The sequence below is a fragment of the Pseudarthrobacter oxydans genome (assembly GCF_030812335.1).
Lineage (GTDB): Bacteria > Actinomycetota > Actinomycetes > Actinomycetales > Micrococcaceae > Arthrobacter > Arthrobacter oxydans_B.
On the sequence record NZ_JAUSSN010000005.1, the window covers coordinates 194,378 to 212,254 of the forward strand.

At 69.1% G+C, this 17,877-nt stretch carries 19 protein-coding genes; 5 read left to right on the forward strand and 14 right to left on the reverse strand.

The annotated features are described in order from the left end of the window. Positions 1 to 117: 117 nt before the first annotated feature. Positions 118 to 1,305, reverse strand: a complete 1,188-nt coding sequence (locus tag J2W14_RS10430) for a glycoside hydrolase family 76 protein (protein ID WP_307462057.1) — start codon at positions 1,303 to 1,305, stop codon at positions 118 to 120. A 139-nt stretch (positions 1,306 to 1,444) separates the two neighbouring features. On the opposite strand from J2W14_RS10430, the gene J2W14_RS10435 reads away from it, so the two are divergent. Both J2W14_RS10435 and J2W14_RS10440 read left to right on the forward strand, forming a co-directional pair. After that, positions 1,445 to 2,275, forward strand: coding sequence for an SDR family NAD(P)-dependent oxidoreductase (locus J2W14_RS10435; protein WP_307462060.1), 831 nt, complete (start codon positions 1,445 to 1,447; stop codon positions 2,273 to 2,275). After that, positions 2,272 to 3,498 carry an acyl-CoA dehydrogenase family protein gene (locus J2W14_RS10440; RefSeq protein ID WP_307462063.1) on the forward strand — a complete coding sequence of 409 codons (1,227 nt, stop codon included), beginning with the start codon at positions 2,272 to 2,274 and terminating at the stop codon, positions 3,496 to 3,498. The genes J2W14_RS10435 and J2W14_RS10440 overlap by 4 nt, the downstream gene beginning before the upstream one ends. Before the next feature lie 7 nt (positions 3,499 to 3,505). Here J2W14_RS10440 and J2W14_RS10445 read toward each other — a convergent pair whose 3' ends face one another. Continuing rightward, the gene (locus J2W14_RS10445) at positions 3,506 to 4,348 is read right to left on the reverse strand and encodes a DUF1684 domain-containing protein (RefSeq protein WP_307462067.1); all 843 of its coding nucleotides are present in this window, start codon (positions 4,346 to 4,348) and stop codon (positions 3,506 to 3,508) included. Then, positions 4,345 to 4,956 (reverse strand): TetR/AcrR family transcriptional regulator, encoded by a 612-nt coding sequence (locus J2W14_RS10450; RefSeq protein ID WP_307462070.1) that lies wholly within the window; start codon positions 4,954 to 4,956, stop codon positions 4,345 to 4,347. Before J2W14_RS10450 ends, J2W14_RS10445 begins: the two co-directional genes overlap by 4 nt. A gap of 147 nt (positions 4,957 to 5,103) precedes the next feature. Here J2W14_RS10450 and J2W14_RS10455 point away from each other — a divergent pair, with 147 nt between their 5' ends. Next, entirely contained in the window at positions 5,104 to 5,784 is a 681-nt protein-coding gene (locus J2W14_RS10455) for an NADPH-dependent F420 reductase (protein ID WP_307462072.1), read from the forward strand. A 228-nt stretch (positions 5,785 to 6,012) separates the two neighbouring features. Continuing rightward, complete coding sequence (ppc, locus tag J2W14_RS10460; RefSeq protein ID WP_307462075.1) at positions 6,013 to 8,829, forward strand: phosphoenolpyruvate carboxylase; 2,817 nt, start codon at positions 6,013 to 6,015, stop codon at positions 8,827 to 8,829. 12 nt (positions 8,830 to 8,841) lie between these two features. Here the strand turns inward: ppc and J2W14_RS10465 are convergent, their stop codons facing one another. The 3 genes from J2W14_RS10465 to J2W14_RS10475 are packed head-to-tail and all read right to left on the reverse strand — an operon-like array spanning position 8,842 to position 11,864. Then, the gene (locus J2W14_RS10465; RefSeq protein WP_307462076.1) at positions 8,842 to 9,618 is read right to left on the reverse strand and encodes an ABC transporter ATP-binding protein; all 777 of its coding nucleotides are present in this window, start codon (positions 9,616 to 9,618) and stop codon (positions 8,842 to 8,844) included. Beyond that, a complete protein-coding gene (locus J2W14_RS10470) occupies positions 9,611 to 10,720 on the reverse strand; it encodes a FecCD family ABC transporter permease (RefSeq protein ID WP_307462078.1) in 1,110 nt (369 codons plus the stop codon). The genes J2W14_RS10465 and J2W14_RS10470 overlap by 8 nt, the downstream gene beginning before the upstream one ends. Beyond that, positions 10,710 to 11,864 carry an ABC transporter substrate-binding protein gene (locus J2W14_RS10475; RefSeq protein WP_307462080.1) on the reverse strand — a complete coding sequence of 385 codons (1,155 nt, stop codon included), beginning with the start codon at positions 11,862 to 11,864 and terminating at the stop codon, positions 10,710 to 10,712. The genes J2W14_RS10470 and J2W14_RS10475 overlap by 11 nt, the downstream gene beginning before the upstream one ends. Positions 11,865 to 12,005: 141 nt before the next feature. On the opposite strand from J2W14_RS10475, the gene J2W14_RS10480 reads away from it, so the two are divergent. Then, positions 12,006 to 12,779, forward strand: coding sequence for a DUF6390 family protein (locus J2W14_RS10480; RefSeq protein WP_307462083.1), 774 nt, complete (start codon positions 12,006 to 12,008; stop codon positions 12,777 to 12,779). A gap of 11 nt (positions 12,780 to 12,790) precedes the next feature. Here J2W14_RS10480 and J2W14_RS10485 read toward each other — a convergent pair whose 3' ends face one another. Genes J2W14_RS10485 through J2W14_RS10515 form a run of 8 tightly spaced genes read right to left on the reverse strand, consistent with a single transcriptional unit; the run spans position 12,791 to position 17,877 of the window. Beyond that, positions 12,791 to 13,129 (reverse strand): hypothetical protein, encoded by a 339-nt coding sequence (locus J2W14_RS10485; RefSeq protein WP_307462087.1) that lies wholly within the window; start codon positions 13,127 to 13,129, stop codon positions 12,791 to 12,793. Positions 13,130 to 13,176: 47 nt separating this feature from the next. Beyond that, the gene (locus tag J2W14_RS10490) at positions 13,177 to 13,434 is read right to left on the reverse strand and encodes a HypC/HybG/HupF family hydrogenase formation chaperone (RefSeq protein ID WP_307462090.1); all 258 of its coding nucleotides are present in this window, start codon (positions 13,432 to 13,434) and stop codon (positions 13,177 to 13,179) included. A 52-nt stretch (positions 13,435 to 13,486) separates the two neighbouring features. Then, the gene (locus J2W14_RS10495; RefSeq protein WP_307462092.1) at positions 13,487 to 14,053 is read right to left on the reverse strand and encodes a hydrogenase maturation protease; all 567 of its coding nucleotides are present in this window, start codon (positions 14,051 to 14,053) and stop codon (positions 13,487 to 13,489) included. Beyond that, entirely contained in the window at positions 14,050 to 14,169 is a 120-nt protein-coding gene (locus tag J2W14_RS21215) for a DUF6893 family small protein (protein ID WP_370871252.1), read from the reverse strand. The genes J2W14_RS10495 and J2W14_RS21215 overlap by 4 nt, the downstream gene beginning before the upstream one ends. Then, complete coding sequence (locus J2W14_RS10500) at positions 14,166 to 15,551, reverse strand: hypothetical protein (RefSeq protein ID WP_307462096.1); 1,386 nt, start codon at positions 15,549 to 15,551, stop codon at positions 14,166 to 14,168. The genes J2W14_RS21215 and J2W14_RS10500 overlap by 4 nt, the downstream gene beginning before the upstream one ends. Continuing rightward, a complete protein-coding gene (locus J2W14_RS10505; RefSeq protein ID WP_307462099.1) occupies positions 15,548 to 16,204 on the reverse strand; it encodes a DUF6084 family protein in 657 nt (218 codons plus the stop codon). Before J2W14_RS10505 ends, J2W14_RS10500 begins: the two co-directional genes overlap by 4 nt. Continuing rightward, positions 16,201 to 16,911: a DUF5947 family protein gene (locus tag J2W14_RS10510; RefSeq protein WP_307462103.1), complete on the reverse strand. Its 711-nt coding sequence runs from the start codon at positions 16,909 to 16,911 to the stop codon at positions 16,201 to 16,203. Before J2W14_RS10510 ends, J2W14_RS10505 begins: the two co-directional genes overlap by 4 nt. Then, positions 16,912 to 17,877 carry a NifU family protein gene (locus J2W14_RS10515; protein WP_307462106.1) on the reverse strand — a complete coding sequence of 322 codons (966 nt, stop codon included), beginning with the start codon at positions 17,875 to 17,877 and terminating at the stop codon, positions 16,912 to 16,914. It lies immediately after the preceding gene.

A 17,877-nucleotide genomic window follows, 5' to 3' on the forward strand; every position in this document is an offset into this window, starting at 1 on the left:
CGGGGGAAGTTAGGGCATGCTCACTACGAAAAACTGTAGGTTAGCCAAACCTAAGCAACCAAGCCGAGGGCTCGTTAAGTGATGAGGATCACATCAATTACGAAACTATGGCGTGACTTAATTCGCGGCGGCGATGGCGGCGGCCGCTTCCAGTACCATCCAGGCCTGCAGCTGGGTGGAGAGTTCGACGGCGGCGCCGGCCGGGTACGCGTCCCGCGCCGGCAGTTCGGGGCGGGCGGAGAACACGATCCGGCCGCCGTGGCGGGCGAGTGGGTCACCGGCCGGCAGCAGGTGGCGGCCCTCCCAGAAGGCGTCGGCCGTGTCGGTGACGAGCGCCGCGGCCGTCGCGCGGGTCGCGGCCGGGAGCCGCTGGTCGACCGCGGCGAGGGCCAGATACCGGGCGAGGATGCCGGTGAACAGGCCGCCGTCGCCGGCGCCCTCGCAGCGCAGCACCGCGGCGCTGCGCCCCGCCAGGGGTGCGGGGAGGGTGAGGCTGCGTGCCACCGACGCCACGAGGGAGGCGGCGCGGGCCAGGTTGGCTGCGCCGCCGAGCTCCAGCAGTGCGCCCAGGACCGGGCCCTGGTTGTAGGTGTAGATGGCGCTTTCCAGCACCACGTCGCCGCCGGGGGCAATCCGCAGGCCGTCCCGGTACAGGCCCTGTTCGGGGTCGAAAAGCCGGGCGTCCAGCCAGTCCAGCAGGGCCTGCGCCCTGGCCGCCTCGCCGGTGCGCGCGTAATAGAGGGCCACGGGCGCCGTGGCCGGGGTGTTCTTGAAATCCCGTTTCTTGCTCCAGAAGGTGCCGCCCCCGAGGTCGTCCGTGGACGCGGAATGGAACTGCAGGGTGAGGCTCTGCAGGACCCTGGCGTTGCGGCGGCGTCCGGCCTTGGTGCGGCTGTCCCTGGCAAGGTGCTCCAGCCGCAGCGTGGACAGCGCCAGCCAGGCCATGTCGTCGTAGTAGTTGTTGACGACGGTGAGGAAGTTGCGGAGCCGGATCCCGGTGACCAGCCGGGAGGCGAGCCGGCCGGCGCTGGGCCGGTCCGCGCCGTCGAACCGTGTCTCGGGCCGCCCGCCCGTGCCGAGTTCGCGGCGCCCGGTGTCCACCAGGCAGTCCACGTAGTGCGCCTGCCACCAGTAGTGCCAGGGCCGGGCCAGGTTCTTCAGCCGGCCCGAGGGCCGGACGATCGCGGCGATGTGGGTTCCCGGCAGGAAGAAGAGCCGCTGCCCGAACAACCTGGTCACCGAGCGGGCCGCTTCATTGGCCCGGAAAGACCAGTCGGGGGAAGTGGAAATGTCGGCCGGGGTCATGGGCCCAGCCTAGTAGCGGCAGGGTGAAGGTGCGGAACGCCCGCATTCCAGTTAACATTCACTAACTAATGTTCGCGGTAAATGCGTGACGCTGCCCACAGTGTCGCGGCGGGCTCGGGTTCCACATCAAGGAGGATGCATGGACATCAAAGGTACTGTTGCGCTGATTACGGGCGGAGCCTCCGGTCTGGGTGCCGCGACGGCGCGTCGCCTGTTCGACGCCGGCGCCTCGGTGGTCCTGGTGGACCTGCCAGGCTCCGCCGGTGCGGCCTTCGCCGCCGAGCTGAACGCCGGGGGCAACGAGGCTGCGGCCCCCGAATCCGGCAGCCCGACGAGTCCCGGGAACCGGGCGGTTTTCGCTCCCGCCGACGTCACCAGCGAGGCGGAGATTCAGGCCGCCGTCGACGCCGCCGTCGCCCTCGGTCCGCTGCGGATCGTGGTCAACTGTGCCGGCATCGCCACCCCCGGGAAGGTGCTGGGCCGGGAGGGCGTGCTGCCGCTGGAGAGTTTCAACCGCGTCATCCAGATCAACCTCGTGGGCACCTTCAACGTCATCCGCCTGGCGGCGGCCGCAATGGCGGCCACCGAGCCGGCCGTAACCGAGCTCGGCGGGCCGGAGCGCGGCGTCATCATCAACACCGCCTCCGTCGCCGCGTTCGACGGCCAGATCGGCCAGCCGGCCTACGCCGCCTCCAAGGGCGCGGTGCACGCGATGACACTGCCGATCGCCCGCGAACTGGCGCGCTCGCTGGTCCGGGTGGTCACCATCGCGCCGGGCATCTTCGAGACGCCCATGATGGCCGGTCTGCCGCAGGAAGCCCAGGACTCCCTCGGCCAGCAGGTGCCGCACCCGTCCCGGCTGGGCCGGCCAGCCGAATACGCACACCTCGCCGCGCACATCGTGGAGAACGCCATGCTCAACGGCGAGACCATCCGCCTCGACGGCGCCATCCGGATGGGGCCGAAATGATGCCGGCCGGGATCGCCCCTTCGCCCGCTCCCGCTGAATCCGTCGCGGGGCTGCCGACCGCCGATTTCTTCAACTTCGAGTCGATGCTCAACGCCGGTGAGCAGGCAAAGCTGGCAGAACTGCGGGTGTTCCTGGCCCGCGAGGTGGCTCCCTTCGCCGCCGCGTGGTGGAACAAGGCCGAGTTCCCCGCGCACATCCTGCCCAAACTCGCGGCCCTGGAGCTCAGTGCCCCGGCCCAGCGCGGTTACAGCAACCTGTTTGCCGGGCTGGTCATCGCCGAGATTACCCGCGTGGACACCTCGCTGGCGACGTTCTTCCTGGTTCACCACGACCTCTTCGTCGAATCGCTCTACGGTTTCGGCTCCGAGGAGCAAAAGGAGCGCCTGCTCGAGGACGCCGCCAGCCTCCGGACCACCGGCGCGTTCGCGCTGACCGAACCCGAGCATGGCTCCGACGTGGCTGGCGGCATGGAGACCGTCGCCCGGCGTGTGCCCGGCGGGGCGCCCGACGGCGGCGACAGCTGGGTGCTCAACGGCGCCAAGCGCTGGATCGGCAACGGGACGTTCTGCGACTACATGCTGGTGTGGGCCCGTGACGAGGCCGACGGCGGCATCCGCGGCTTCATCGTGGACGCCACCCTGCCGGGGGTGAGCCGGAGCCGGATCGAGAACAAGATCGCGCTGCGCACGGTGCAGAACGCGGACATAGTCTTCAAGGACGTGCAGGTGGCCGAGTCTGACCGCTTCGCCGGGATCAACAGCTTCGAGGACACCAACGAGCTGCTGCGCGGCTCGCGGATCATGGTCGCCTGGCAGGGTGTGGGCCAGCAGCTGGCGGCGTTCGACGTCGCCCGGCAGTACGCCGTCGAACGCCGGCAGTTCGGGCGGCCGCTGGCGAAATTCCAGCTGGTCCAGCAGCAGCTGGTCACGATGCTCGGCAACGCCGTGGCGAGCATGGGCATGATGGTCCGGATCGCGCAGCTGCAGGACCAGGGCGCCGCGGACATGCCGCAGGTGGCGCTGGCGAAGTCCTATGTAAGCGCGCGGATGCGGGAGACCGTGGGGATGGGCCGGTCCCTGCTGGGCGGCAACGGCATCGTCACCGACTACCGGATGGCCAAGATCTTCGCCGACGCCGAGGCGATCTACACCTACGAGGGCTCGTTCGAGATCAACACGCTGATCGTGGGCCGGGCCGTGACCGGGGTGTCCGCGATCGTCTAGACGAGATCTAGAACAGTGCGGGCTCCTTCTCGCCCGCCTCGATCCGGTAGTCCAGGCTGTTGTTTTTCACCGGCATGGGGCAGGTGCCGTACGGGGTGAAGGCGCTCGGGTAGTTGATCGCCCGGTTGAAGTCCAGGACCACGGTGCGGTTTCCCTGCGAGTCGACGCGCGGCCGGGCCGTGGAGACCTTCCGCCACTCGTCGGTTGATTCCCCGTTGGTCTCATCGTGGAAGGTGACGGTCAGCGCGCCGAGCTTTTCCTCTTCGGCCTGCAGGTGGAACTCGTGGTCCTTGCCGGGGAGCCGGAACACCAATTCGCCGACGGACCGGTGGACCCCGTCGACCAGCGGGTTGGCGGTGCCGATCGGGACCTCGACCGGCTCCGGATAGGGGTGGAAGGTGGCCTCGACCACCAGGTCCGGCCGGTAGTCAAAGGTGGGAACGCCGTCGAACCCCGTGAACACCGGCGACGTCGAATCCCGGGTGCGCACCGCGTACTTGTCGGCGCGCCTGGCGAGTTCCACCACGACCTGCCGGCCGTCCGGGCCGCCGTACTGGACCCATAGCAGCGATTCCTCATTGGCCAGCGCCGCGCTGAGCGTGCCGTCCACGGGCTCGCCGGTCTCCACCAGGGTCAATCCCTCGGCCGCCGCGGCGGTGAGGAACGCCGTCGTGCCGTCCGTGGACCAGAGGCCGGGGACGAGTTCGACTTCCGCCGGCCGTTCCTCCAGCCACTGGAAAGAGGTCAGGGTCAGCCAGCCGTACTCGCTGGCCAGGGCGGTGTTGCGGCTGTTCCGGAAGCGCCGCCAGCGGGCGAGCTGGGCGTCGGGGTCGGGTTGTGTAGTGGTCACGGGTTCCTCCCGAGGTTTGCGGACACAAGTTGTGCTGCGGTGTGGCGGGCGGCGGTGGCCGCCGCCGGGTCGGCGTCGAGCACCCCGCTGGCCAGGCCGCCGTCGAGGACCAGGGTCAGGCTGCGGGCGAGCTGGTCCGGATCCGGGGCGCCGGCCTGGACGGCGAGGTTCCGGATCCAGGCCCTGATGTGTTCCTTGTGCGCCACCGTCCGCGCGTGGATGCGGGTTCCGGAGGCGGACTCGGCGGCGGCATTGATGAAGGCGCAGCCGCGGTAGCCGTCGCGGCGGCAGGCGCTGGCCAGGGCATCGAACAGCCCCACCAACTGGGCCGCGGGATCGGGTCCGGCAGCTTCCGCCGCAGCGTGGAGCTGCCCGGTCCAGACCCCGTCGACCTCCTCCAGGTAGGCCAGGATCAGGTCATCCTTGGCCGGGAAGTACTTGTAGAACGTGGCCTTCGCGACGCCGGACTCGGCGATGATCGTATCGATGCCGGCGGCCCGGAGCCCCTGGGCGTAGAAAAGCCGGAAGGCCGTGGCCAGGATCTTGTCCCTTGCCTGCCCCGGAGGCGTGCGGGCGGCCTGTGGTGCTGCGGCTGCTGGCGGCGTCATGGCTCCATGGTACCCAGACAACTCTGTCTATGGTTGCCCTAGACAGACCTGTCTGATAGCTTCCTGCTGAGGGGTAGACGGAAGTGTCTACCCCGGGATGGCCTGACCCGGCCATTCCGTACTGAACCATCCAGAACTGAGGACGTCGTGAAGATTGCTGTACTGGGAACCGGATCCGTTGGCCCCACGATCGCCGCGGCACTGTCCGCGCTCGGGCATGACGTCGTGATCGGCACGCGGGATCCGAAGGCGACGCTGGCCCGGACCGAGCCCGGTGCGACGGGCGGCCCGGCCTTTGCCGCCTGGCACGCGGCGCACAGCCGGGTCGACGTCGCCACATTCGCGGACGCCGCCGCCCGCGCGGAGCTGGTCGTCAACGCCACCAACGGCGCGGGCTCCCTTGAGGCGCTCACCGCGGCAGGGGCGGCAAACCTGGCCGGCAAGGTGATCATGGATGTCGCGAACCCGCTGGACTTCTCCCGCGGGTTTCCGCCGTCGCTGAACCCCGTGAACACCGACAGCCTCGGCGAACAGATCCAGCGGGCCTTCCCGGAGGCCCGGGTAGTCAAGACCCTCAACACGATGACCGCCAGCGTGATGGTGGATCCGGCGAGTGTGGCCGGCGGCGACCACTCGGTCTTCGTTTCCGGCAATGACGCGGCCGCCAAGGAGATCGTGAGCGGGCTGCTTAAGGGGTTCGGGCACCGGGACATCATTGACCTGGGCGACATCACCACCGCCCGCGGCGCCGAAATGGTCCTGCCGATCTGGGTGCGGCTCTGGGGCGCGCTGGGCACCGGGGCGTTCAACTTCAAAATCGCCCGGTAGGTCTTCACCAAAAACCCACTCGCAGTTGTGGCGCCTTTTGGGTGCCCGAAAGGTGCCACAACTGCCAGTCACATGACAGACATCACGTTGCCCGGACAAGGAACCGGACACAATCTGAGACGGATTCCCCGGCGGCCGTGGCTGCGGGTAGCATCTTTAGGAAGAAAGTAACCCGGCTCACAGTATCCAGCGCAGTGTACGAGCCAAGTCTCTCGAAAGATTGTCTCCATGGCTGACACTGCAACGAATCCCGGCACCGATCTTGCCTCCGAACTGCGCGCGGACGTCCGCAGGGTCTCTACCCTCCTTGGCGAATCCCTGGTCCGCCAGCACGGGCCCGAACTCCTGGACCTGGTGGAGCAGGTGCGCCTGCTGACCAAGGAGTCCAAGGAAGCCGCCCGCGGCGGCGCGGATGCCACCGGGCCCTGGAGCTCGTACGACGTCGTCGCCCAGGTCCGGGAACTGCTCGGCTCGCTGCCCCTGGAGCAGGCGACCGACCTGGTCCGCGCCTTCGCGTTCTACTTCCACCTGGCCAACGCCGCCGAGCAGGTGCACCGGGTCCGCGGGCTGCGCACCCGGCAGGAAAAGGACGGCTGGCTGGCCAAGGCTGTCACCGACATCGCCGGCCAGGCCGGCCCCTCGGTGCTGCAGGAAGTCGTGAACGAACTCGACGTCCGGCCCATCTTCACCGCGCACCCCACCGAGGCCTCCCGCCGCTCCGTGCTGGACAAGGTCCGCCGGCTCTCCGACATCCTTGCCGAGAGCACCGCGGAGGGCACGTCCGCGCGGCGCCGCCAGGACCGCCAGCTCGCCGAGGTGATCGACCAGATGTGGCAGACGGACGAACTCCGCCAGGTCCGGCCCACCCCGGTGGACGAGGCCCGCAACGCGATCTACTACCTCACCGGCATCCTCGGCGACGCCATGCCGGAGATGCTCTCCGACCTCTCCGAGCTGCTCGCCGAACACGGTGTCAGCCTCCCCGCGGAGAAGGCGCCGATCCGGTTCGGCTCCTGGATCGGCGGCGACCGGGACGGCAACCCCAACGTCACCGCGGCCGTCACCCGCGAAATCCTGCAGATCCAGAACCAGCACGCCATCCGGATCAGCATCGGCCTGATCGACGGGCTGATCTCCATCCTGTCCAACTCGACCGCACTCGCCGGGGCGGACCAGGAGCTGCTGGACTCGATCGACGTCGACCTCAAGAACCTCCCGGGCCTGGACCGCCGCGTCCTCGAACTGAATGCCCAGGAGCCGTACCGGCTCAAACTCACCTGCATCAAGGCCAAGCTGCTCAACACGGGCCGGCGCGTCGCCGCCGGATCGACGCACGAACCGGGCCGCGACTACACCGCCACCGCGGAGCTCCTCGCCGAGCTGGGCCTGCTGGAGCGCTCGCTGCGCAACCACCACGCCGCGCTCGCCGCCGACGGCGCCCTGGCCCGGGTCCGGCGCGCCATCGCCTCCTTCGGTTTGCACCTGGCCACCCTCGACATCCGCGAACACGCCGACCACCACCACGACGCCGTAGGGCAGCTGATGGACCGCCTCGGCGGCCCCGGCGTCCGGTACGCGGAACTCAGCCGTTCCGAGCGGCTCGAGGTGCTCGGGTCCGAGCTCGCCTCCCGCCGCCCGCTGTCCGGCCACCCGATCAAGCTCGACGGCGTCGCCGACGGCACCTACGACGTCTTCCGCGAGATCCGGCGGGCCCTGCGCACCTACGGCCCGGACGTGATCGAGACGTACATCATCTCGATGACCCGCGGCGCGGACGACGTCCTGGCAGCGGCGGTGCTGGCCCGCGAGGCCGGCCTGGTCAGCCTCTTCGGCACGGCCCCGTACGCCCGAATCGGCTTCGCCCCGCTCCTGGAAACGGTGGAGGAACTGCGGGCCTCGGCCGAGATTGTGGACCAGCTGCTCTCCGATTCCTCCTACCGCGAGCTGGTCCGGCTGCGCGGCGACGTCCAGGAAATCATGCTCGGCTACTCGGACTCCAACAAGGAATCCGGGGTGATGACCAGCCAGTGGGAGATTCACAAGACCCAGCGCAAACTCCGGGACATCGCGGCGAAGCACGGGGTGCGGGTGCGCCTGTTCCACGGCCGCGGCGGGTCCGTGGGCCGCGGCGGCGGGCCGACCTACGACGCCATCATGGCCCAGCCGAACGGGGTGCTGGAAGGCGAGATCAAGTTCACCGAACAGGGTGAGGTCATCTCGGACAAGTACTCGCTGCCCGAACTCGCCCGCGAAAACCTGGAGCTCTCGCTTGCTGCGGTCATGCAGGGCTCCGCGCTGCACCGCACACCGCGCACCTCGGAGGACCAGCGCGAACGCTACGGCCACGTGATGGATACCATTTCCGATGCCGCCTTCGCCCGGTACCGGACGCTGATCGATGACCCGGACCTGCCCGCCTACTTCATGGCGTCCACGCCGGTGGAACAGCTGGGGTCACTCAACATCGGCTCCCGACCCTCCAAGCGGCCCGATTCCGGCGCGGGCCTCGAGGGCCTGCGGGCCATCCCGTGGGTCTTCGGCTGGACGCAGTCCCGCCAGATCGTCCCGGGCTGGTTCGGCGTCGGCTCAGGGCTCAAGGCCGCCCGCGAGGCCGGCCACTCGGCCCAGCTGGTGGAGATGATGGAGGGCTGGCACTTCTTCCGCTCGGTGCTCTCCAACGTGGAAATGACGCTGGCGAAGACGGACATGGACATCGCCGGCTACTACGTCTCCACCCTCGTCCCGGAGGAACTCCACCACCTGTTCCGCACTATCCGGGCCGAATACGAGCTGACCGTCACCGAGATCCAGAACCTGACGGGCGAGGACCTGCTGCTCGACGCGCAGCCCACCCTGAAGCGATCCCTGGAGATCCGGGACCAGTACCTCGATCCGATCAGCTACCTTCAGGTGGAACTGCTGCGCCGGATCCGTTCCGACGCCGCCGCGGGGAGCATGCCCAACGGCGAGATCGACGAGCGACTCCAGCGCGCCATGCTGATCACGGTCAACGGCGTGGCGGCGGGCCTGCGCAACACCGGCTAAGTCCGGCGTCCTTCACCGTCCGCCGTTTTCCCGGTGCCGCGGTTCTGCGCTCTCCCCGTAGGGGACCACGACGGTCCGGCGCGCTGTGCCGCCGTCGTCATAGGGCAGGGTCCTCACCGGAACGCCGTAGAGCTCCGTGAGTGAGGTGTCCGAGAGCAGCTCTTCCGCGGGGCCGGTCACTGTTCCGCTCCGGCTCAGGAGAACAGCGCTGTCGGCCAGGTACAGGGCGTGGTCCGGGTGGTGGGTGCTCAGGAGCAGGGCCATGCCGTCGGCCATCAACTCGCGCAGGAGTGACAGGACCCGCACCTGGTTCTTGAGATCGAGCCCGGTGGCAGGCTCGTCCAGCACCAGGACGGGACAGCCCGCGGCGATGGCCCGGGCTATCAGAATGAGTTGCTGCTCGCCGCCGCTGAGGGTAGGAAACCGCCGGTTGCGCAGTCCGGGTACGCCGACCCTGTCTATCGCGTCCAGGGCGGCGGCCCGGTCCCTGGCCCCAGGTGTCCGGAAGACCCCGACCTGCCGGGCCCGCCCCATCAGGACCATGTCCAGGGCCGTGTACCCGAACGCGCTGCCGCGGGCCTGCGGCACGTACCCGGCACCGTCGGCGCGGTGGACCGTGCCCGCCGCCGGCGCCAGCAGCCCGGCCGCGCAGCGGACCAGCGTGGTTTTGCCGCTGCCGTTCGGACCCAGCACCGCGGTGGCCGTGCCTTGCGGTACCCGGAAGCTGACGTCCCGGAAGACCCAGTCCTGCCGGGCGTAGCCGAATCCCACACCGTCCAGCTCAAGCACTTTCCCAGATCCTGTCACGGTTCCGGCGCAGCAGCAGGAAGAAAACGGGGGCGCCGATAAGGGCAGTGAGGACACCCAACGGAATTTCCCCGGCGGTAAGGGTGCGGGCCACGGTGTCGACCAGGATGATGTAGGCGCCGCCGAGAAGGAAGGACACCGGCAGGAGTACCCGATGGTCCGGGCCCACCCACATCCGCGCCAGATGCGGCACTACCAGGCCCACCCAGCTGACCGCCCCGCTGACTGCCACGGCGCCGGCGACAATCAGTGCCACCGCCACCAGCACCACCCAGCGCAGGGGGCGCGGTTTGACGCCCAGGGCGGCGGCATCCTCGTCGCCCAGTGAGAGCACGTTGATGCGCCAGCGCAGCAATAGGAGCACTGCGGTGCCGCCCAATACAGGGACCAGCGCGACGGCGACCTTGGCGTACGTCGCGGTGGACAAGCTGCCAAGCAGCCAGAAAACGATGGCTGGCAGAGTGGTGTTGGGGTCCGCGAGGTAGGTCACCAGCGCCACCAAGGCTGAAAAGAACGAACCCGTAACGACACCGCCGAGCACGATCATCAGCATCGAGGAGCCGCCGCGGCCCGATGTGATCAGGATCAGCATTACGAGGGCTGCCATGCCGAAGAAGAAAGAACCCGCGACCAGCATGAACGGCCCCAGCCCGAGCAGGAGGGCCAGCGCTCCGCCGAACGAGGCCCCCGCGGATACCCCGATGATCTCCGGGCTGACCAGGGGGTTCCGGAAGATGGCCTGCAGGGCGGCACCGCCGATCGCCAGTCCGCCGCCCACCAGCAGCCCAAGCAGGATCCGGGGAAGCCGCACGAGCAGGACGACGTTCTGCTCGGTCTCGCTGGCTTCGAGCGGGAAGGGCACGATCTGTGCGGCGAGAATTTGGACGACGTGCCACACCGGCACGTGGAACCTGCCGAGCGCCAGCGCGAGCAGTCCGGCCGCGGTCAGTACGACGGCGGCGAGGGAAACGGGCCCCAGAACGGCAAGTGTCCGGCCGCGTACTCCCGGCCCGGGCCGGTGGGCGGTCCGGCCGGCCCGCGGGCCACGGCGCTTCAGCCGCGCTGGACTGGCCTCATCCAGCATTGAACTGTTGGTAATTGGCTGAACCGCTGTTCTCCGTGACCCACAGAATCCGGTCCAGGGCGTCCTCCGAGGGCTCCTGGCCATAAAGGAACTGGAAGTATTCACGAACTTTGCCGCGCAGCGCTGACCGTTCCTGGGGAAAAGCGACTGCCGTGAGCCAGTGCCACATGAGCGGTGATTCCTGCCCTGGGGGGTCCCAGCGGTAGCCGCCGAGGGGAACCTTGTAGACGCGCCGCGAGCGGACAGCGGAAATGGTCTGCCACACCGGGTTCGAATAGATGTCCTGGGGCATGGCCTGGTCGAAATTGCCCAGCAGGATGACCTCGGGATCCCATCTCAGGACCTGCTCCACGTCCAGGCCCACCATGCCCGAACCGGTCAACGGGTCCTGGCCGGTGGCGGGGTTGGTGCCGCCGACAAGTTTGATGTAGAAGTCGTTGTACGTATCGGCCGCCGCGGCTTTGAGCCCGCCGGTGAACCGGTTGAAGTAGAGAATGCTGGGCCCCTCGGAGCCGCGGCCAGCCGCAAGTGACGAGATTTCTTCGAGTTCCTTGTCGCTGCGGGCCTTGATTTCGGTGGCCCGCTCGGGTTTGCCAAGCATGGCGGCGAACATCGTCACCCAGGCGTCCACGTCCTCCTGTCTGCCGGTATTTTTCAGGCCGATCACCGTCAGCCCGGCGTTCTCGAGCGGCTCGATCAGTTGGGCGTCCGACCACTGGATCACCACGTCGGGGTTCAGGGCGCGCACGCTCTCCACGTTAGGAGTGAAGTCCTGCGTCGCAATGTCGTGGGGCAGTTCCAGCGCCTGCGGAAACATGGTTCCCATGATGCCGTCACGCATCGCGACCCAGGACGCGTTATGCATGGCACCCAGATGTTCGGCACTGCGGTCGACGGCGACCAGCAGCGACGCTGCCGGCATGGGTATGGTCACTACCCTGGTGACCGGCCTGGTGAAGGTGACTGTCTTGCCGCGCTGGTCCGTGATGCTGATGCGGTCAGTTGCCGCGGAACCGGTCCCGCCGGCGGCGGGCGAGGCTGCGGGGGAGAGGCCGGATGCTCCGCACCCGGTGAGCAGGGCTGCGGATCCTCCCGCCATCAACGCCTGAAGCACCGTGCGGCGGGTTGGATCGTCGACTCGCATGGTCTGACCCCCTGAGCGTAGGTTCTTCACAGGATCGCCCCGTTGACCAAGGGTGTCAACGGGCCCGCGGTGCCGGGCCCCTTGTCGGGGTTCGGGGCCGGTGCTACTTTCAGAGGACCTTGTGCAGAAGGTGGCCAGATCATGATTCTTGACGGTGCCCAGTTGTTTGTCCGCTACGCCTACCCGCCCAATTCGAGGGGCAGCTGCGGGCCTCCCGACAGTGATGCGTTGTTGCATTACGGCCAGTCCGGTGTGACGGACCAAGGCCTCCGTGAACTGGCAAAAGGCTTCGCCGGGGCGTGGCCGTACCTGGAGCTGATTGCGGCCTCCACGGGAATCCGCGATCCCCTCGATTACCGCGTGGTGGAAGCCTACTGGGTGGGCAACAGCCTCCTGGACTCCGTCGGAATAACCAACATCGGCAACTCCATGGAGGACCGGTTCCGGGCCCGCACGGGACGGCAATTCCCGCACCTGGCGGAAGGGGTCCTGGCCGGCGGGGTTCCCCACCACAGTTTCCACGTCTTCGAGATCTACCCTTGGCTGGGCCTGCTCCACGATGACCGCCGCCACGCCACCGCCTTGAGTGTGCTCGACCGCTGCCGCATCCGTTGGGGCGAGGTGCTGGCGATCACCGGCGACGAGGCCGTGGTCCGGTCCCGGCCACTGGTGTGGGATGGAACCTCGCTGGCCGTCGGCGAATCCGTGGTCGAGTCCGCGAAATACGCGGTGAACGGATCCGGGTTCGTGGCCGGGCTGGCCGTGGGGGACGCGGTGTCGCTCCACTGGGATTGGGTCTGTGACCGGCTGTCCCCGCGTCAGCTGGAGCGGCTGAAGCACTTCACTGCGCGGCACCTGCGGATTGCCAACAGCGGCGTCGAACACCGCGGCGCCGCGATCGCGCTGGAACACTAGACGGCGGCAGGCTAGGGGGACTGCGGCGCGGCACTGTCCGGGTCCTCCGGAGGCTCGACCCCGGTGGAGTCGCGGGGCGAGGACCCGCCCGAGGGCCGACCGGCCGGCGTCGCGTCTGTTCCGGTTTCTCTCCGCCCGGGCTCCAAACCCTCCTGCTTAACCACGTCCTCCCCCCGCCGTGTGGTGCTCTCGCCGACGCCCTCGGGCGCCCTTGCCGCGTCTTCGGGGGTCTCGTCGGACCCTGGCTGTGCGGGTTCCTTGAGCGGCGGCTCGCTGCCAAAGGCGCGGGCTGTGCCGGGGGAGGTTCCCTCGGCGGGATCCTTGGCCTCGGGCGAATTAGTCGGTGACATGATGCTCTCCTTCATCTGATTTAGGTGGGGCGCGCTCTTAGTCTGGGCTAGCCGGCGTCGCTGTCGGCGTCCCTGGGCCGGCCCATCAGCTCCAGCCCGCCCATGGCCCGTTCCGCGCCCGCGGGATCCACCCGTTCCAGGGCGAAGCCCATGTGGATGAGGACCCAGGTGCCCGGCTCCAGCGGCCCCTCATCCAGCAGACCGATGTTGATCTTCCGCCGTACTCCGGCCACGTCCACGAGGGCCAACTGATTGCCGTAGCCTTCGAGCAGTTCGACGACCTGGCCCGGTATTCCAAGGCACATGATGGGCTCTCCCTTGAGTTGCGCTGGGCCCGGGCTTTGCCCGGGCGCGGGTCTAGACGGGCGTATGCTGCGCGATCAGTTCTTCGACGGCGGCCACGGCCTGCGGTACGGCCGCCGCCACCGGGCCGGTGAGGCCGATTCCCTCGCTGAGGTCGGCGGGGACGCAGCCGACGACGTAGGTCAGGGGAAGCTCACCGCCGAGCGAGCGGAGCCGCCCCAGCACGGCAACCGGGTCCATGCCGTGCGGGTCAAGGGACGCGGCGCCGTCGAGGTCTTCCGGGCGCACCCGGAGCACCCGGATGCGTCCCGGTGCCGCCTCCGGGTCCCCGCCGGAGTCCGCGCCCGGTCCTGTGCCCGAACCCGGGGGCACGGTATCCACCAGCACCAGGACGTCGACGCCGGCCAGCAGATCGTAGGCCAGGTGCATGCCGCGGATTCCGTAGTCCACCGCCAGCACGCCGGGCGCCGCCGCGCCTGTGGCCACGGCCAGCCGCCGGGCGACCTCCGGGCCGAACCCGTCGTCGCGCAGGAACATGTTCCCCACGCCTGCGACGAGGACGCGGGGTAGGCGATCCGCGGTCCCTGTGGCGGGACCGCCCGGCTGGAATGGTGACGTCACATTCGCCGCATTTTCAGGTAGCGCTGGATATCGGGGACCGACCGAATCCCGGCGTATACGGCCGCCAGTGTCAGCGCCACGAGCAGGCCGACCGTGGCCATTCCTACTGTTTTCATTGCGGGTCTTCCTCTCCATCCTCAAGCGGTTCAAGTTCTTCGGGTGCGTAGTAGAAGGACCGGCCGTAGCCTTCATGGAGGTCCGCGGCAGGGTCCTTTTCAAGCACCAGGCCCACGTGGGTGCTGCCATCGACGTCGAAGTGCACACTGGTGACCCGCCCGGTCTGCCCGGCGAAGAAGAGGTCCTGCGCATCGGCGCGCCGGCTCGGGTTCACCCTGACCCGGCTGCCGCGGGCCACCGGAACGCCGTTGATCAGAACGGCATCCAGGGACGGCTGGACGAGGGCTTCGGATTCCGGCGTCCACCAGGCGGGCGGGTCCCCTCCGCTGCCGGCGGCGCTTCCGCGGATGTCCGGGAATTCCACGGCGTGGGGATTGCGCAGGATCCCGTGCAGCTGCTGCAGTTCCTCCGGTGACATGGCCTCGCAATGGTCGATGATCGCGGCCGCGCGGGGATCGGTGGCGCGGGCCTCGGATTTTTCTTCCTCGGTCAGGGTCAGCACCCGCAAGGTGAGGATCTCGTCAATTTCGGTGGAATCATAGAGTGCCACCGGGCTTTCCGGGGCCACCGCGGGGTGGTCGTAGAGAATGATCGGCGAGACCAGCAGCACGTCCGTCTGCCCTTCGGGACCGGCGAGGACGGGCCAGCAGCGGTGCTGCGAGCAGTCCGCAACGGCGTCCTGCGCCCATCCTGGCGGGTCCAGCAGGGAGAGGAAATCCGCGTCCCGCAGGCTGAGGAGCACGTGGGCGCCGATGAAGGACGCGGCGATGGCGTCCTGCCGGTTCCCCGGCTCCGCAGCGGGCTCCGCGGTGTTGGCGACGGAAACCCGTAACCGCTGGAGGCCGCGGGTCAGGCCGGTGGAGTCCAGCGTGAGTTCCCCGCGGAGCGCGTGGCGGCGCCGCACCAACCTGCCTGCCGTCCGGCCGGTGCCGTCGCCGAGGTCCTCAATCTCCTCGCTCGCCGGGATCTCCACCGGCAGCTGCAGCGCTTCCCGGGCCAGCTCCGCCACCGGAAACGGCCCCAGGGTGATCTCCTGTTCCACCGCCTCGTCCCAGCTCAGCCAGCGGGAGGCTCCGATGGTGAGTTCCGCCACCGGGCTGAAGTTCCCGGCGTCGTCCGCTTTTTCGGCGGTGCGGGTCTGCAACTGCAGGAAGCGCAGGTGGATTTCCACATCCGCGTGCGGTCCGGGACTCAGTAGGCAGTCGGCGGACATTGCCGGTTCCTCCCCGGCGCCGGCTTCCGCGGCCCCGGGCGGCCCGAGGATTCCAAACTGCCAGCGGGCCTGGTTCTTCTGCGAGGAAGCCCGGTAGGGGTACAGCAGGTAACCCTCGTAGAGGACGGCGTCGGCGACTGCCCTGGCCAGGCTCAGGCTCATGGTCATGGGAGCCGCTCTCCGCCCACACCCGTCGCCGCAGCAGACAGCAGGGACTCCACCGTGGCCTCCCAGGACGTCAGTCCGCGCACCGCCTTGTACTGCGACAGGGCGGCCAGAGCATCCCGGTCCAGCCTGATCCAGCCCGCATTGGGGAAATACTGGTCCATCAGCCGGTGCCACGCCGCCACCGGGAGGCGGTACGAGGCTTCGAGGTGCCACGGGACCTGCTCCACCCCGAATCCTGCCGGGCCTTTCGTGAAGACGGTGCCGGAGAACAGCAGCTCCAGCGGGATTTCGCCGTCCCGGAGGGCGTGCAGGTACTTCGACGCGGCGACGTCGAAGTCGAACGTGCAGGGCAGCGGCAGGTCCGCTTCGGTGCTGTCCGTGAATCCCTGCACCATGGTGCTGCACTGCAGCCAGAGGAACGACTTAAGCGTGGTGGGCCAGCGGCCGCGCTCGCCGAACAGGTCCAGGAGCCCGCGTTCCTCCTCGTCCGCATATCCGCGGCGCTGCGGCAGGATCCGCACCTGGCAGCGCAATGCGATGGCGTGGATGGTGGCGCCGGTGGACTCGGTCAGCCGGAGCCGGGCGGTCAGTTGCGGCGCCGCGGCGTAGGGCTCCGGCTGGATGTCGACGACGGCGAACGTCAGTTCGGTCATGGGGATCCTCCCGCCAGGGATTGGCTTTTGTCCTCCGGCGCGGGCCGGCTGCGGCTGTCCAGCCGGGCGAAAAACGCGGTGAGTTGCTCGCGGGCCTCCTGTCCGCCGTCGAACCCGCGCCAGAGGCGGCGGAGCTGCCCCACGAGTTCGTAGCAGGCGTCCACGGGGACCAGATGGCAGTCGGCGCGGGATCGGTCCGGTCCGGGGCCGCGGATCAGCAGCGCCTCCGTGTCCGGTGCCGCCAGCGCAAGCGCCGGGTTTTGTGCCAGCACCGTGGCCCAGGCGCCCAGCGGAAGCTCGGACTCGGTGGCGCCGGCGGGGCCCGGGTAGAAGGCGACGGTCCGGTCCAGTTTGGAACTGTGGAAGAAGAATGCCAGTCCCACCGGAATTTCCAGCTCGTCCCACTGGCCGGGGCCCAGTTCAAAATCGGGAAAGGACAGGTACCGGTCCGGCACCGAACGGTAGCGCAGATGCGCCGTGGCGTCAGTGAACAGGAGGTAGCACGGCCGGCACGTGCACATCATGGCATGGCTCTCCAGGTCGACAATGTGCTGATGTTCCTCCGGAATGGGTTCCCCGCACATCTCGCAGCGCTCGCCGGCGGGCGGCGCGGGTGGGCGGGCCGCGATCCGGCGCAACAGGGTGACCGGCAGCCCGCCGGGGGCGGTCCGGCCCCGGCCGGTCTCGGTGCTGCCTCCGGGATTCATTCAGGCGTCCTGGCCGGAAACCATCGGCACGGCCACGGACATCACGCCGGACCGTACCAGGAGCGGCAGCGGATCCAGGTGCAGGTTCCGGTCCTCCAGGCAGCTCCCGGCCTGCCGAACGTCGAAATGGGCGCGGCAGGAGGGGCAGCGCAGCAGGCCGCCGCCCGCGGGTGCCGCGAGGGCACGCTGGAGGGTGGCGCCGGCCATCGACGCCGTGCAGCGCGGGCAGTAGTCGCGGTAGGCGTAGACGTCCTGCCCGGTCCGGCAGGCGAGCACCGGGTACCCGCCGACAAGGAAGCCGGCGACGTCGCCGGGTTCCAGCCCGGCAATCTCCGGCACGGGCTCCCAGGATCCGGCGGCATGCTCGTGCCAGCGGCCGGCATCGCCCGGGCCGTGGCCTGCCGCGCCATCGGCCGGGTGGTTCAGCCGGATTAGCAGCGCGTCCACCGGAATCACGGCCGGAACTGCCGGACGGGATTCCTCCTCGACCACCTCGATGGCCGTGACCTCCGGCGCGGCTGACTCGATCGCCTCCTCGACGGCGAACTTGAGCGTGACCGACGACGAGGGGCAGCCCTGGCAGGTGCCGAGCAGCCTCAGCCGCACGACCCCCGCGGGGCTGATGTCCAGGAGTTCCACGTTGCCGCCGTGCGAGCCGAGGTAGGGACGGACACTGTCCAGCGCGGCAGCCACCCGTGTTTCGACGTCCTGCGGGTGCAGCCCGTGGATCACCAGCAGGCTGGAGACCAGCTCGTCGGCGGTCAGCGCGTCCAGCGTCCCGCCGTCCAGTTGCCCGCGGTCATCGAGGATTTCCAGGATCCGGGCGAGCCCGGAACCGTAGAGTTCCGTCACCTGGCGGACCAGTTCCTCGGCGCGCCCGCGGGCCACCGCCCCGCCGGCTCCGAGGGCGTCGAGGAGGCTTTCGATCCGGTCGCCGGCCTGCGGCGGCCGGTCCTCGCCAGGCAT